Source organism: Collinsella phocaeensis (assembly GCF_900119895.1).
GTDB classification, from domain to species: domain Bacteria; phylum Actinomycetota; class Coriobacteriia; order Coriobacteriales; family Coriobacteriaceae; genus Collinsella; species Collinsella phocaeensis.
In genome coordinates, this window is sequence record NZ_FQLR01000003.1 from 274,962 (window position 1) to 289,703 (window position 14,742).

At 67.1% G+C, this 14,742-nt stretch carries 11 protein-coding genes and 1 tRNA gene; 5 read left to right on the forward strand and 7 right to left on the reverse strand.

Translation table 11 applies throughout. The annotated features are described in order from the left end of the window. Positions 1-274 precede the first annotated feature (274 nt). Both BQ7355_RS01835 and BQ7355_RS01840 read right to left on the reverse strand, forming a co-directional pair. Positions 275-1,315 (reverse strand): branched-chain amino acid aminotransferase, encoded by a 1,041-nt coding sequence (locus BQ7355_RS01835; protein WP_072414658.1) that lies wholly within the window; start codon positions 1,313-1,315, stop codon positions 275-277. Between the two features lie 510 nt (positions 1,316-1,825). Beyond that, positions 1,826-2,476 (reverse strand): DedA family protein, encoded by a 651-nt coding sequence (locus BQ7355_RS01840; protein ID WP_072414659.1) that lies wholly within the window; start codon positions 2,474-2,476, stop codon positions 1,826-1,828. A gap of 375 nt (positions 2,477-2,851) precedes the next feature. On the opposite strand from BQ7355_RS01840, the gene cysE reads away from it, so the two are divergent. Continuing rightward, complete coding sequence (gene cysE / locus BQ7355_RS01845) at positions 2,852-3,562, forward strand: serine O-acetyltransferase (RefSeq protein WP_072414660.1); 711 nt, start codon at positions 2,852-2,854, stop codon at positions 3,560-3,562. A gap of 109 nt (positions 3,563-3,671) precedes the next feature. Here the strand turns inward: cysE and BQ7355_RS01850 are convergent. The 4 genes from BQ7355_RS01850 to hypB all read right to left on the reverse strand — a co-directional run bounded on the left by BQ7355_RS01850 (position 3,672) and on the right by hypB (position 8,121). Continuing rightward, positions 3,672-3,747, reverse strand: a tRNA-Arg gene (locus tag BQ7355_RS01850). Between the two features lie 13 nt (positions 3,748-3,760). After that, positions 3,761-4,222, reverse strand: coding sequence for a hydrogenase maturation nickel metallochaperone HypA (locus BQ7355_RS01855; RefSeq protein ID WP_083581410.1), 462 nt, complete (start codon positions 4,220-4,222; stop codon positions 3,761-3,763). Between the two features lie 242 nt (positions 4,223-4,464). Beyond that, complete coding sequence (locus BQ7355_RS01860) at positions 4,465-7,260, reverse strand: FAD-dependent oxidoreductase (RefSeq protein WP_205407539.1); 2,796 nt, start codon at positions 7,258-7,260, stop codon at positions 4,465-4,467. 174 nt (positions 7,261-7,434) lie between these two features. Then, positions 7,435-8,121 carry a hydrogenase nickel incorporation protein HypB gene (gene hypB / locus BQ7355_RS01865; RefSeq protein WP_072414661.1) on the reverse strand — a complete coding sequence of 229 codons (687 nt, stop codon included), beginning with the start codon at positions 8,119-8,121 and terminating at the stop codon, positions 7,435-7,437. A gap of 127 nt (positions 8,122-8,248) precedes the next feature. Between hypB and BQ7355_RS01870 the strand changes: the two genes are divergently transcribed. The 3 genes from BQ7355_RS01870 to BQ7355_RS01880 all read left to right on the forward strand — a co-directional run bounded on the left by BQ7355_RS01870 (position 8,249) and on the right by BQ7355_RS01880 (position 10,652). After that, positions 8,249-8,878, forward strand: a complete 630-nt coding sequence (locus tag BQ7355_RS01870; RefSeq protein ID WP_072414662.1) for a TetR/AcrR family transcriptional regulator — start codon at positions 8,249-8,251, stop codon at positions 8,876-8,878. A 161-nt stretch (positions 8,879-9,039) separates the two neighbouring features. Further along, entirely contained in the window at positions 9,040-10,014 is a 975-nt protein-coding gene (locus BQ7355_RS01875; protein WP_072414663.1) for a DUF5692 family protein, read from the forward strand. Between the two features lie 221 nt (positions 10,015-10,235). Beyond that, positions 10,236-10,652, forward strand: coding sequence for a hypothetical protein (locus tag BQ7355_RS01880; RefSeq protein ID WP_072414664.1), 417 nt, complete (start codon positions 10,236-10,238; stop codon positions 10,650-10,652). A 495-nt stretch (positions 10,653-11,147) separates the two neighbouring features. Here BQ7355_RS01880 and BQ7355_RS01885 read toward each other — a convergent pair whose 3' ends face one another. Beyond that, positions 11,148-11,972 carry an HAD hydrolase family protein gene (locus BQ7355_RS01885; protein WP_072414665.1) on the reverse strand — a complete coding sequence of 275 codons (825 nt, stop codon included), beginning with the start codon at positions 11,970-11,972 and terminating at the stop codon, positions 11,148-11,150. 228 nt (positions 11,973-12,200) lie between these two features. Here BQ7355_RS01885 and BQ7355_RS01890 point away from each other — a divergent pair, with 228 nt between their 5' ends. Continuing rightward, the gene (locus BQ7355_RS01890; RefSeq protein ID WP_072414666.1) at positions 12,201-14,660 is read left to right on the forward strand and encodes a THUMP domain-containing protein; all 2,460 of its coding nucleotides are present in this window, start codon (positions 12,201-12,203) and stop codon (positions 14,658-14,660) included. The last annotated feature ends 82 nt before the right edge of the window (positions 14,661-14,742 follow it).

The following is a 14,742-nucleotide window of genomic DNA, read 5'->3' on the forward strand; positions in this document are numbered from 1 at the left end:
CCGCGGCGGAATCACGGCGCCTCAACAAACGAACAGGAGGGACAGGAAAGAACGGCCCCACGGGAAACCCCTCGGAATGCGGACCCATAGCGCCCGGTCGGGCCGCAGGGAAGACCGGGCCCGCTTCGCGCGACCTCGTCCCGTGCGGCACGCCGGAGGCGCACGCAACGGGCCCCGGCAGCAAAAACGGGTAAGCCGCAAAGCCCACCCGTCTCAGGCAAAGCGCCGCCTGCCCGCGGCGCGCGACGTCGTTTCCGGACGAGCCCGTCGTCCTTTAGCAGATCTTGCAGACCCAGCCGTGCTTATCCTCGACGGAACCGCCCTGGATGCCCGTGAGGGTCTCGCGCAGGCGCTTCATGACCGGACCGGAGGTCTCGTGGCCGTCGGGGAAGACCACGACCGTCTCGCCGTCGTGAATCTCGCCCACCGGGGAGATGACCGCGGCGGTGCCGCACAGGCCGCACTCGACGAAGGCGCCCGAGGTGACCTCGGACCACTCGACGGGCCGCTCGTCCACCGTGATGCCCAGGTCCTGAGCGACCTGCACGAGCGAGCGGCGGGTGATGGAGGGCAGGATCGAGTCGGTGTGGGACTTGGGCACCACGAGCGTGCCGTCCTTGGCGACGAACAGCACGTTGGCGCCGCCGGTCTCCTCCACGTAGGTGCGGGACTCGGAGTCGAGGTAGAGGTTCTCGGCATAGCCCGCGGCGTGCGCGTCCATGCCGGCCTTGAGGCTCATGGCGTAGTTGAGGCCAGCCTTGATGTTGCCGGTGCCGTGGGGCGCGGCGCGGTCGTACTTGGAGACGCAGAGCTTGACGGCCGTGTCGCCGCCCTTGAAGTACGGGCCGACCGGCGTGACGAGGATGCGGAACTGATACTCGTCCGCGGGCTTGACGCCGATGACGTCGCCGGTGGCGATCATGAGCGGTCGCACGTAGAGCGTGGCGCCCGAGCCGAACGGCGGCACCCACGCGGCGTTGGCCTCGACGACCCGCTTGACGGCCTCGACGAAGCGATCCTGCGGGAAGGCGGGCATCACGAGGCGCTCGGCGGAGTCCGCCATGCGCTGTGCGTTCATGTCGGGGCGGAAGCAGACGATGGAGCCGTCCTCGGTGGTATACGCCTTGAGGCCCTCGAAGACCTCCTGGCAGTAATGGAAGATGCCCGCGCACTCGGACAGCGTGATGCTGTGATCGGTGGTGAGGCAGCCCTCGTCCCACGCGCCGTCCTTGTAGTTGGACACATAGCTGTAATCCGTCTTGCGGTAGCTGAAGTCCAGGTTGCCCCAGTCCAGATCCTTCTTCTCGATACCCATGACCGCTCCTATCGGTTCGCCGCAGAATCAATCGCCCGAAACGAGAAACCGAGCTCGCGACGCGGCTCGGCTCCTTCTCGAGTTCTACGATTGTACTCCGCTGCAGTGGAGCGGTCGGGCGATTTAACGGACGGGAAACGTGGCGGGGACCCGGCGATGATCCGACGGGAACAACGGGGCGGAAGGCGCCCGGCGGGGCTTGGGGTGCTCGGCGCGGGCGGCCTCTCCGCTCAAGCGACCTCGTCGCGCAGGACCCGCCGCGTAGGGCCGCCGAGCAGGCGCCGCAGCTCAGGTCTGCAGCTCAGCCCGCGCCGTTCAGGCCCCGCGGCGCGGGCGCCATCGTTCAGGCGACCGGACGGTAGCACAGCTGGCAAAAACTTCGCCCAAACCTGAAGTTTTGCCAGCTGTGCTACCGTCCGAAGCGAGGGGACGCCCGCTGCGCGGGGCAGGACGCCCCCGTGCAGCGTGGAAGCGCCCACCATGCGGCGCCAGACAGCCCTTGCGCGGAGCCTACTTGCCCTGCTGCTCGCGGCGCTTCTGCTCGGCGCGGGCGGGAAGGATGCGGAACTTGATCCACCACGCCACGACGCCCACGGCCACCACGATGATGACGACCTTCACGATGTCGGACACCCACTCCGCCTGCGCGGTGATCTGCTCCCAGGCGCCGCCGGCCCAGAAGCCCAGCGCGCACAGGATCGCATTCCACGCGAGCGAGCCCACCAGGGTGTAGATCGCGAAGCGGACCATGTTCATCTTGGCGGTGCCAGCAGGGATGGAGATAAGGCTTCGCACCACAGGGATGCAGCGGCAGATGAGCACCGTGATCTGGCCCTTGCGATCGAACCAGCCGATCGCCTTTGCCACGTCGTCGGAATGGAAGCCCAGCATGCGCATGGGCTTGGTATCGAAGAAGCCCTCCAGGCGCTCCTGGGACAGCAGGCGCCCGATGCCGTAGAGGAAATACGCGCCCACGACCGAGCCGACCGTGGCGGCGGCGATGACGCCCGGGAGCGTCATCGCGGTCTGGGTGGCGAGGAATCCCGAGAGCGGGAGGATGAGCTCACTGGGAATGGGCGGGAACACGTTCTCGAAAAGGATGAGGCCCGCGACCGCGAGGTAACCGAACTGGCTGATGAAGTCGAAGAATGCTTCCTGCACGTCGACGCCTTTCTGAAGGGGTGCATCGTTACGAGCATCTATGGTAGCCGCTACCCGGTGCATGCCTCCAAGCTGCACCGAAAGCGCAAAGACCCCGCACGGGGAAGGTCCGCGCCGAAGGGGACGAGGCCCTTTTGGCGTGACCGGAGCCTCCGCCGCGCCATCTATTCGAGCCCTTGCGCCAAAAGGGTACGTCCCTTTTAGCGCAAGGGCCTGTCCCTTTTGGCACGTTTTCGGACGCCCTCTCGGACGCGGAGGCGCGACGGACGCGGCGACGCACGCTTCGTAACAACCTTGAGACATCTGCCGCACGGGCGCTGTAATCCCTAGCGAAACGCTATACTTAACGGACTCAAACGATCGAAAGGCGACGTCGTGAGCTTCATCACCACCATACGCGAGGACATCCGCCGTGTTCAGGAGCAGGACCCTGCCGCGCAGAGCGGCCCGATCATCTTCCTCACCTACCCCGGGCTTCACGCAAAATGGATGCACACCCCCGAGCACTGGCTGTGGGAGCACGGCCTGCGCGGACTCGCGCGCGTGCTCTCCCAGACCACGCGCTTCTTCACCGGCGTCGAGATCCATCCTGCCGCCCAGCTGGGCCGCCGCTTCTTCATCGACCACGCCATGGGCGTAGTCATCGGCGAGACGACCATCGTGGGCGACGATTGCGTCCTCTACCAGGGCGTCACGCTCGGAGGCACCGGCAACGAGTGCGGAAAGCGCCACCCCACGCTCGGCAACAACGTCACCGTCGGGACGGGCGCCAAGGTGCTCGGCAACATCACGATCGGCGACAACGTGCGCATCGGCGGAAACTCCGTCGTGGTGAAAGACGTTCCGAGCGATTCCACCGTCGTGGGCATCCCGGGCCGCGTGGTGAGGCGCAACGGGTGCCGCGTGATGGAGGAGGAGTTCGATGCGCGCCGGCATCGCGAGAGCATGCCGGATCCCGTGCACGAGGCCTCGATGATCAACCGCGAGGGCATCGCCGACAATCTGCGCCGCATCGAAGAGCTCGAGGGCCAGGTCGCCGAGCTGGGCGCGCTCGTGCGGGAGCTGACGGAGCGCGGGGGCGCGTAGGCAGCCGCTGGGCGCGGTTTTCCCCTCTTTCGCCCGCATCGCATGGCGCAGCACCGCCCATACGAGTGCAGGCCAGAGGCTGTAAAGCCCCTGGCCTGCTGTTTTTTGATGGTGCCCCCGGGCGGATTCGAACCGTCGACACCCGCTTTAGGAGAGCGGTGCTCTATCCCCTGAGCTACGGAGGCAATCTCGAAGATTCTAGCACACCGGAGCCGCATCGGCGCTCTCGGAAGGCGCGGGCGCGCGGTTCGCACGCGCACACGCCCGCGCGTCCGCGCGCACGTCGTCCGCGCCCCCGCCTCCATCCGGCCCCTCGTCCGGCGTGGCGATCTCCTTGATGGTCGTCTCGTTGCCCTGAAGCAGATATGTCCGCTCGCTTCCGCAGTGGGGGCACGTGCGGCCGTGCTCGACCGTCCCATAGGTCTCCCCGCACACCTCGCAGAACGTGACCGCCGGAATCTCCTCTATGGCCAGCTCTGCCCCTCGCATGAGGTCGTTTTTCGAGCACGCCCAGTTCCAGCAGTCGGTCAGGTAGCTCGGGATGATGCCCGAGACCTCGCCCAGCTCGAGCGTGACGCTCGACACGCTGCGCAGGCCGTTCTGCTCCGCCACGCTCTCGACGCTGCGGATGATATGGAAGACGATACCGAGCTCGTGCATGCAGCACCTCCTTATCGAAACCCTCAAATAAGGGACAGGCACCGATTTGAGGTCGACGGATCGGCCGGGAACGGAGCCGCGAACAAGCCGGGCCGGGTGCTCCGGCGTCACCCCTCTCCAAAAAGGCGCACGCCCCCACTTGAGCACAGGGCCGCCGGGGCGGCCCCGCGTTTCGCCCGCAGCCCCTTCGAGCCCCGCCTCAAAAAGGTGCCTGTCCCCTTTTTGAGGCGGGGCGGAATGGGCTACTTCGATCCCTTGTTCCCGAAGCGAATCTTGATCTCGCGCTTGAGCGCGTACTTCGCCAGGCTCGGGATCTTCTTCTCGTACTTCACCATCGTGGAGCACTCCGGATGCTCGCGATGCAGGTGGATCGCATCGAACGCGCACTTGGTGGTGCACAGGCCGCAGCCGATGCACTTGTTTTCGTCCACGATGGACGCACCGCAGCCCAGGCAGCGCGCCGTCTCGGCGCGCACCTGCTCCTCGGTGAAGGTCTCGGCGCACTCGCGGAACGGCTCGGCCTCCTCGCGGGCATAGTTGCGCACGGCGTCGCCGCGGCTCGCGGTGTCGTAGCTGCCGAAATCGACATCATCACGGTTGAGCTCGCGGTAGGCGCGCGGATTTCGGCCGATGGTGAGCGTCGCGTCCTGCACGAAGCGGTGGATGGACACAGCGGCCTCGTGGCCCGCCGCGATGGCGTCGATCGCGAACTTCGGACCGGTGTAGACGTCGCCGCCCACGAAGATGTCGGGCTGAGCGGTCTGGTAGGTCTTGGGGTCGGCGACGGCGCCCTGGCCGCGCCCGAGCTCTACGGCCTCGCCGTCCAGCAGGCCGCCCCACTCGATCGCCTGGCCGATGGAGAACACCACGCGGTCGGCAGCGACCGTGCGGGTCTCGCTCTCGTCGTAGGTCGGGTCGAAGCGACCCTCGTTGTTGAAGACGCGCAGGCAGCGCTTGAAGGTGATCTCGCGCACGCGGCCCTCCTCGTCGGCGACGACCGAGACCGGGCCCCAGCCGCAGGAGATGTGCACGCCGTCCTCGTTGGCCTCCGTGACCTCCTCGGCGCTCGCAGGCATGTCCTCGGCGCTCTCGAGGCAGAACATCTCGACGTGCTCGCTGCCCAGGCGCGCGGCGGTGCGGGCAACGTCGATGGCGACGTTGCCTCCGCCCACCACGATGGTCCTGCCGTGCATGGCGGCCGCCTCGCCGCCGTTCTCCTGCTGCTCGGCAACGCGGCGCAGGAAGTCGACGGCCACGGACACGCCCTCGGCGTCCTGGCCCGGGATGCCGGGCAGACGGCCGCCCTGGCAACCGATCGCCACGTAGAAGGCCTTGAAACCCTGATCGCGCAGCTCGGCCAGGGTCAGGTCGCGACCGACCTCCACGCCGTAGCGGATCTCGACGCCCATCTCCTCGATGATGGCGACCTCGGCCTCGATGACCTCCTTCTCGAGCTTGTAGCGCGGGATGCCGTAGGTGAGCATGCCGCCGGGGCGAGCGCTCTTCTCGAAGATGACCGGCTTGTAGCCCTTCTCGGCCAGGTAGAACGCACAGGACAGGCCGGCGGGACCGGCGCCGATCACCGCGATCTTGTCGTCGAAGCCGCCCGTGCGCGTGGGCGTCACGACCTCGGGCACGTAGCGGTTCTCCGCCACGAGGTCCTGGTCGGCGATGAACTTCTTCACCTCGTCGATGGCCACCGCGGCGTCGACGCGGCCGCGGGTGCAGGCGTCCTCGCAGCGGCGGTTGCAGATGCGGCCGCAGATCGCGGGCAGCGGGTTCTCGCGCTTGATGAGGGCGAGCGCGTCGCGATAGCGACCCTGCGCGGCGAGCTTGAGGTAGCCCTGGACGGCGATGTGCGCCGGGCAGGCGGTCTTGCACGGAGAGGTGCCGGTGTCGTAGGTCTCGATGCGGTTCTTGTTGCGGTAGTCGGGGCTCCACTTCTCCGGACCCCACTTCACGGCATCCGGAAGCTCCTGCTTGGGATACTCCGGCACCTTGCCCGTGCTGGCGGCGCAGAGCTTCTGGCCGAGCTTGACGGCGCCGGCGGGGCACACCTCGACGCAGCGCCCGCAGGCAACGCACTTGTCGGTCTCGGTGCGCGCCACATAGGCGGAGCGGGAGAGGTTCGGCGTGTTGAACAGCTGGGAGGTGCGCAGCGCGTAGCAGACGTTCACGTTGCAGTTGCAGATCGCGAAGATCTTGTCCTCGCCGTCGATGTTGGTGATCTGGTGCACGAAGCCGTTGGCCTCGGCCTGGCGCAGCGTGTCGTACACCTCCTCGCGCGTGATGTAGCGGCCGCGGTCGGTCTCCACCACGTAGTCGGCCATGTCTCCCACGGCGATGCACCAGTCGTTCGGGTCGTCGCCGCAGCCCTCGCCCAGCTTCGCGCGGCTCATGCGGCAGCTGCACGCGCTCGCGGCGTACTTGCCGTCGTACTTGTCGAGCCAATGCTCGATGTGCTCGATCGAGACCGAGCGATCCTCCATCTCGATGGCCTTCTCGACGGGGATGACGTGCATGCCGATGCCGGCGCCTCCGGGCGGGACCATCGGGGTGGCGCGGGCGAGCGCCCCCTTGGACGCCTGCTCGAAGAACTTCGCGACGGCCGGATGCTCGTCGATCTGCGACTGGCGCATGTTGAGGAACTCGGCGGAGCCCGGCACGAGCATGGGCAGGACCCACTGCTTTGCGCGGTCGGGATTCTCCCAGTTGTACTCGATGAGGCCGATGTAGCTCATCTCGTCGAGCAGCTTCTCGAGGTCGGCCTCCGGCAGGCCGGTCGCCTTGACGAGCTCCGGCAGCGTGTAGGGGCGGCGCATCTTCATCTTGAGCAGGACGTCGGCCATCTCATCGGTCGTGACCTCGGCGAACGCCCAGTACTCGAAGGACTTCAGCTCTTTTTTGCCCAGCAGGCGGTTGGTGCAGTGCTCGCACAGCGCCACGATCTTGGGGCGCGGGTTCTCGGGGATGGGGGGCACGAACTCCGCGCCGATGTCGGGCTCGGTGAAGGAAATGCCGGGGCCGTTCACGATCATGTTCGGTTTCCTTTCGCTCTTGCGAGGCCGTGTGTTCAGGAGGTGCCATCGCGCCTCAAAAGGGGGACAGGCACCAATTTGAGGTTCTGGACAGGGGCGCATCCCCAACGGCACGCCACCGCAGCTGACGGGCCTCAAATTGGTGCCTGTCCCCCTTTTGAGGCGCGGAAGGCGCTAGGCGATCTTCCACTCCGCTATGCGCGTGCGGAGCCAATCCGCCCACGCGTCGACGCCCTCCCCGGTCTTGGCGCTGATGGGGATGATCGTCGCGTTCGGGTTGCGCATGAGGATGTTCTCGCGCACGCGCTCCATGCTGAACGCGTCGAACACCGGCAGGGCGTCGATCTTGTTGATGAGCACGACGTCGCAGATGCTGAACATGAGCGGGTACTTGAGCGGCTTGTCGTCGCCCTCGGGCACCGACAGGATCATCGCGTTGGCCGAAGCGCCCGTGTCGAACTCCGCGGGGCACACTAGGTTGCCCACGTTCTCCAGGATCGCCAGGTCGATCGGCTCGCCGCCGCCCTCGGCCAACAGGCCCTCCAGGCCCTGCTCGGTCATGTAGGCGTCGAGGTGGCACATGCCGCCCGTGTGCAGCTGGATGGCGCGCACGCCGGTCTCGGCCATGGTGCGGGCGTCGACGTCCGAGTCGATATCGGCCTCCATCACCGCGATGGCCATCTCCCCGCGCAGCACCTCGACGGTGCGCCGAAGCGTCGTCGTCTTGCCCGACCCGGGGCTCGACATAAGATTGAGCAGGAACGTCCCCTGCTCGCGCAAGCGTGCGCGAAGCTCGTCCGCCTTGCGGTCGTTGTCCGCGAACACGCTCTGCTTGACCTCGATCACTCGAACGTCGTCCATGGCGATCCCTCCCCTGCCGTTTACGGCATACCTCATGACAATTTGTCATGTTTAGTGTTGACGAAACGTCAACAAAGTTCAAGACTATATTCGCCAGAACGGCCGATTGAGCGCCGAAGGGAGCAGCATGGCGGTCGAGACTTCAAGACATCACGAGCGCCTTCCGCACGACGAGCGCCGCGGCGAGATCCTCGCAGCGGTCCGCGCCATCTGCTCGGAGCGAGGGCTCTCCCGCCTGTCCATCTCCGCCGTGACCGAGCGTGCCGGATGCACGCGCTCGCTGTTCTACCACTACTTCCCCACCAAGGAAGACGCGCTCGAAGCGGCGCTGGACGAGAGCATCGACCGGTTCCTCGAGCAGCTCGAGGCCTGGAACGGCGCGCGCGAGCTCGGCGACATCGAGGGTGCGCTCGACAGCGTCTCCGCCATGCTGAAAGACATGATCCTCGGGGACGACGACCTGCCGCGCTCGCTCGCCTCGGGCGGGAACGCCTCGATCTACACCGCGTTCGTGAACCGCGTCGCCGACCGCTGCGCGCGGTATCTCTGCGAGACGACCGCCACAGACTTCGCCGCGCATCACGAGGTGCGTATCGACCACGTCTACGAGACGTTCTACGTTCTCATCTGCGGGCTCATCATGTTCGTCCGCACGCATCCCGACGCACCGGCGTCCACCGTGAAGGACATCATCGCCAGCACCCTGCACATCGAGGGCTACACCGATAAATATCCCGAACGGCGGCCGACGCGCTGACCGACGCGCTCGCCGCGCTCCCGACGTGGGGACGGCCCCGTGTCGGGAGCGGCGTGCAGGACGGTGTCTGCGCGCGCCACAGGCTCTCGGGACCGGTGCGCCGAAAGTATTGACGTTTTGTCAACTAGCCCGGGTACGGGCTGAGATAGAAAGGGGAACCTATGTTGTTCCAGGTCTATGGCGAGAACGCCATGTTCCAGTGGTTGGGCTGGGTGATGGTCTTCGTCGGCCTCATCCTTGCCAACGAGATCGCCCGTCGCTCCAAGATCGGCGGCATCGTGTGCTTCCTCGGCCTTCCGGCGGTACTCACGGTCTACTTCATCGCCATCTACGTGTGCGCCGGGATGGGACAGGAGTGGGCGCTCAACAACCCCACGTACGTGCACATGAACAGCTGGTTCCACTACGCGAAGCTCTACGCCGCCACCGCGGGGTGCATCGGCTTCATGATGCTCAAGTACGGCTGGGGCAGCATCGGCCGCTCCCACTGGTTCAAGGCCTTCCCCTTCGCGATCGTCGCGATCAACATCCTGATCGCCGTCGTCTCCGATTTCGAGAGCGCCGTCCGCGCGTTCGGCACCACGTGGGTCTCCTCCGAGGGCGTCACGCTCATGGGAGGCTGGCACAACGTGTTCAACGGCATCGCCGGCCTGATCAACATCTTCTGCATGACCGGCTGGTGGGGCATCTACACCTCCAAGAAGAAGGACGACATGCTCTGGCCCGACATGACTTGGGTCTTCATCGTCGCCTACGACCTCTGGAACTTCTGCTACACCTACAACTGCCTCCCCACGCACGCCTGGTACTGCGGTCTCGCCCTTCTGCTGGCGCCGACCGTCGCCAACGCGCTTTGGAACAAGGGCGGCTGGATCCAGAACCGCGCGAACACCCTCGCCCTTTGGTGCATGTTCGCCCAGGTATTCCCCATGTTCCAGGACTACAGCGTCTTCTCCACGCAGTCCGTCAACAACCCGCAGGTCAACCTGGTCGTCTCCATCATCGCGCTCGTCGCCAACATCGCGGCGCTCTGCTACATCGTCTATCGCGCGAAGAAGCTCGGCGTGAACCCCTACAAGCACGAGGTCTTCCACGGCACGCGCGACTACGAGCTCGCTATGGACCGCGCCGAGTAGCGCACCTGCGCGCAAGCTCGACGCACCTCGGTTCGCACGACCCTCCCCGCGCCCGCGTCGGCATGGGGAGGGCTTTTCATATCGCTGCCCCATCGCCGGCACGCGCGGCGGGGCTACCGTGCGGGCCGCGCACGAGACCCGCGCTTCGCAAAATGGGTATCATGGAGAGGCCCCTTCTTGGGGGGCCTTCGTTGTCCATTCGCCGCAATCGAGGAGTCGAGATGTCCCAGAACCGCAAGATGCTCAAGATCTTCAGTCTGATCCAGGTACCGATCGCGCTCGCCGCGCTCGTCATGGGCGCACTCACCCTCGCGGGCAGCTCCGCAGCGAGCGGAAACGCCTCGGTCCTCGGAATCGAGCTTGCGGTATCGCTCTGGCAGACGATTCTCGGAGCCGCCGCCATCGCCGGCGGCGTGCTTGCACTCGTCTCCGCGTCCTTCGGGATCCGCGGCGCGAACCGACCGAGCTCTCTCGGCAGCCACCTGCCCGTCTCCGTCCTGAGCGCCATCGCCGGCGTCCTCGCCGCGCTCGGCTGCACGGCGGGCCTGAACGCAGGCGTCGCAGGAGCCGCGCTCGCGATCTGCGCGATTCTCGCATGCGTCTACGACCGCAAGGTGGTCAAGGAGCTCGATCGCTAGGCCGCGGCCGCAGCGCACCTCGCACGCAAGCCGCCCGGGCCCGCCGCGGCCCAGGAACGCCTATCGATGCGGCATCCGCGCCCGCACGCCAACAGTGCCCCCCCGATTAGGGGAGGCGCTGTTTTTATGATTGTTTTATTTGCATATTAGTATTGTTATATTCGTGTTTCTGAATATGTGTTTCAGCAGCGACAAGACATGGCAGCACGGAATTCCGAGTGTGGCACGAAACCCCGTCGAGTCGGTACGGCATTCCCTCGAATGCCGATATCGCGGCGCCTCATCAACACCATGTCGCCCCTTAACGACGGCCACATACGCATGAAGCTGCGGGCACATAGCTCAAAACGCCTATGCACGCATGCACCGCACATCCCGAATACCGACTCGACGGGGTTTCGTGCCATCTTCGCGATTCGGCGCAGATTAAGAGCAGGATCGCCCGTTTTTCTGGTCTCCGAGAGCCTCGATGGGGCAGCGACGCCCAGGCCTCGCCTAGATCAGCCCGAAGTGCGCGAGGGCCGTCGCCACGCCGTCGTCCTCGACGGAATCCGTCACGTACGCGGCAGCCTCCTTCACGGAGGGCATCGCGTTTCCCATCGCGACCGGCACGTCCACGGCGGCGAGCATCGCCAGGTCGTTCTCGGAGTCGCCGAACCCGTAGGTGAGCTCGGGCGCGTACGGGAGCGTCTCGACCGCGCGCTTCACGCCCGTCCCTTTGTCCACCCCGCGCACATTCGCCTCGTACATGCCGAGCCCCAGGTTGCTGAGCACGAACCGCCCCTCGAGCTCGGGCCACACCGCATGGGCGCGCTCATATGAAGACTCCTCGAAACAGAATTTCGTGAACCCCATGCCCTCGGTCTTCTTCAAAAATGTCTCCGCGTCCGCATACGTGGGAAGGGACTCGAAACCGTTGTAGTGCTCGCCCTCGGGGGCAGCGACGATGCAGGTCTCGGAACCCTCGTACATGACCGTCGCCCCGGCGTCGAGCAGGGTTCCCACCGTTTTCGCGAGCAGCTCCCGCTCGATCACGTCCTCATGCACGATGCAGCCGTCGATGGAGACCGTCGCCCCGGCGCTCGAGACGATACCCGTCGGCTTGAGCGCGAGCAGATCCCCGGACACCGTGCACAGGGGGCGACCCGTGCAGATGAACGTCTGGTAGCCCCGCTCGCGAAGGCGCAGGAAGGCCGAGACGACCGCATCGCTCGGACGGCCGTTGGCGATGTTGTCGGCGATGCTCAGTCCGGGCCGGTGCCAGACGATCGTGCCGTCGACGTCGAAGAACAGGGCGGCGGTTGCAGGGACGCGCTCCATGGGTCTCCTCTCGTAGATTGCCTGCAGGCTACTGTAGCACGGTGCCCCGCGGCGAAACGCGGAGCGTATGCAATCCGCGCACGCCCCGAGGCACCCCGGCATGCTCCCCGTATAATGGTGCACACGATACCGAACTCCGCGCTGCGCCGCGGGCATGCGCCCCGACACGCGCGGCGCCCGCGGCGCATACCCCAAGGCGCACGGCGCCCACCCCGAAAGAGGCTCACTATGGAATTCTTCGCAAGCTGCCCCGAAGGCTTCGAGAGCGCGCTCGCGCAAGAGCTGCGCCGCATCGGCCTCGCGCAGGTGCGCAAGCTCAAGGGGCGCGTCGGCTTCACCGGCGACGTCATCGACGCCGAGCGCGCATGCCTGTGGTCCCGCCTCTCGAGCCGCATCTTCGCGGTCATCGCGCGCTTCGAATGCGGCGATGCGGACGACCTGTACGACGGCACGTTCGCCATCGCCTGGGAAGACATCCTCCGACCGGGTGCCACGGTCGCCGTCACCGCCCGCGGCACCACCGATGCGCTCAGGAACTCGCATTTCTCGGCCCTCCGGGTCAAAGACGCGCTCTGCGACCGACTCATCCAGCAGACCGGCAAGCGTCCCGACGTGGACACCGAGCACCCGGATACCCGCATCGCGCTCTCCCTGCGCGGCCCCCGCGCGAGCCTGCATCTTGACCTCTCGGGCGAGCCGCTGTTCCGCCGCCTGCCCCGCGAGGCCACGCATGCGGGCGCGGCGCACGTGCTTCGCCCCGACTACGCCGCGCTCGCGCTCTCCGAGGCGGGCTGGTTCGACCTCTGCGGGCAGGAAGCCGAGGACGCCGGCGTCCCGATGCTCGTCGATGCCTGCTGCGCGGGCGGCGGCATCGTGCTCGAAGGCGCCCAGGCCCTGCTCGACCGCGCCCCCGGACTCACCCGCGCCCACTGGGGATTCGAGGGCTGGGCGCACCACGACCCCGACGCCTGGGCCGCCCTGCTCGAGGAGGCGGACGCCCGCGCCGAGGTCGGGGCGAGCCCGCGCGGCCGGATCATCGCGACGGACGTCTCCGGGGACGCGACGTCGTACGCGCGCCGCGTGCTGAAGGCCGCGGGCGTCGCCCGGTGCGTCACGTTCGCCCAGCCCGACGTCGACAAGATCCTGCCCAAGCTCGGTCTCGCCGACGACGCCGAACCGCAGCGCGCGGCGCTGGTCGCCGACACAACGGAATGCCCCCTCTCGAAACTCAACCGCGTGCTCGGCCTGGTGAGCGAACTTCGCGGCACCACGTCGCTCGGCTCCTCGAGCGTCGTCGCCCTCTGCCGCGACGAGCTGCTCGAGCGCGCGCTCGGGCCCGCAAACGACGCGTACACCGTCAAGCCCAACAACGAGGACGCGACCCTCGCCGTATGGCGCGCCGGCCAGGCGTCGCCGGCGGAGCCCGACTCCCGCCCGAAGGCGCCGGAGGGAGAGGGCGCCCCGCACGCCGCGGTCGTGACCGTCGATGTGGGCGGCGGCGCGCCCGTCCCGGTGCTCGTTCCGGAATCCGGCCAGTTCGCCGCGCGCCTGAGGAAGGTCGCCCGGCAGCGCCGCAAGTGGGCCAAGCGCGAAGGCGTCAGCTGCTACCGCATATACGATGCGGACCTCCCCGACTACGCCGCCTCGATCGACCTCTACGAGGGCGCGGGTGACGCGACCGACCACTGGCTCGTCATCTCCGAATACGCGGCGCCCAAGTCCATCGACGCCTCGCTCGCCCAGGCGCGCTTCATGGACATCCTGACCCTCGCCCCGCGCGTGCTCGGCGTCGACGCCGAGCACGTCGCCGCGCGCGCACGGACCCGCTCCCGCGGCGGGTCCCAGTACGCACAGGGTGGCAAGGCCGCAGCGGGCGGCGTTCGCGAAGCAGGAGGCGGCAAGCGGTCGGGCAAGCGGGGCGGCGGCAACCCGTCCCAGCCCTTCCTGATCGAGGAGGGCGGACTCACCTTCGAGGTCAACTTCGACGATTACCTGGACACCGGCATCTTCCTCGACCACCGCGTCACGCGCGGGCTTGTGCGCGAGCACGCCAAGCAGGCGCGCTACTTCCTCAACCTCTTCGCCTACACCGGGACGGCGACCTGCTACGCGGCGGATGCGGGCGTCGAGGAGACCGTGACCGTCGACCTCTCCAACACCTACCTCGACTGGGCTGAGCGCAACATGGAGCGCAACGGCTTCACGGGTCACAACCACTACTTCGTGCGCGACGACGTCCTCGCCTGGATCCGCGATCAGCGCCAGACCCGCAACCGGTGGGATCTCATCTTCTGCGACCCTCCCACCTTCTCCAACTCCTCGAAGATGGGCCGGCGCACCTGGGACGTCCAGCGCGACCACGTCGACCTACTCGTCGGGGTCTCGCGCCTGCTCACGCGCGACGGCGAGGCCATCTTCAGCTGCAACCTGCGCACTTTCCGCCCCGACACCGCCGAGCTCGCGCGGGCGGGCGTGGTGCTGACCGACATCACCGCCGAGACCATCCCCGAGGACTTCGCGCGGAACCCGCGCATCCACAAGTGCTACCTGGTGCGCCGCTACGAGATCGAGGAGGCGATGCGACTCGCCGGCTTCACCGACGCCGAGATCGCCGCGCGCCGCGCGGAGCTCGCGACGCGTCAGCCCCGCGCGCGCGAACCCCGGCGCCAGGAGCGCTCCCGCAGCTGACCGAGCGTTCGGGCGGCCAGCCCGCCAACTCGCCGCAGCCCCATAATAATACCTGTTCAAACGCCATGTCCTTCGCTTCTTC

What these genes read in the sequence shown, in the direction of transcription:
- BQ7355_RS01835 (WP_072414658.1), bottom strand. Translation starts at nt 1,315, where the DNA reads ATGGGTATCGAGAAGAAGGATCTGGACTGGGGCAACCTGGACTTCAGC.
- BQ7355_RS01855 (WP_083581410.1), bottom strand. Translation starts at nt 4,222, where the DNA reads ATGCACGAGCTCGGTATCGTCTTCCATATCATCCGCAGCGTCGAGAGC.
- BQ7355_RS01860 (WP_205407539.1), bottom strand. Translation starts at nt 7,260, where the DNA reads ATGATCGTGAACGGCCCCGGCATTTCCTTCACCGAGCCCGACATCGGC.
- hypB (WP_072414661.1), bottom strand. Translation starts at nt 8,121, where the DNA reads ATGGACGACGTTCGAGTGATCGAGGTCAAGCAGAGCGTGTTCGCGGAC.
- BQ7355_RS01870 (WP_072414662.1), top strand. Translation starts at nt 8,249, where the DNA reads ATGGCGGTCGAGACTTCAAGACATCACGAGCGCCTTCCGCACGACGAG.
- BQ7355_RS01875 (WP_072414663.1), top strand. Translation starts at nt 9,040, where the DNA reads ATGTTGTTCCAGGTCTATGGCGAGAACGCCATGTTCCAGTGGTTGGGC.
- BQ7355_RS01880 (WP_072414664.1), top strand. Translation starts at nt 10,236, where the DNA reads ATGTCCCAGAACCGCAAGATGCTCAAGATCTTCAGTCTGATCCAGGTA.
- BQ7355_RS01885 (WP_072414665.1), bottom strand. Translation starts at nt 11,972, where the DNA reads ATGGAGCGCGTCCCTGCAACCGCCGCCCTGTTCTTCGACGTCGACGGC.
- BQ7355_RS01890 (WP_072414666.1), top strand. Translation starts at nt 12,201, where the DNA reads ATGGAATTCTTCGCAAGCTGCCCCGAAGGCTTCGAGAGCGCGCTCGCG.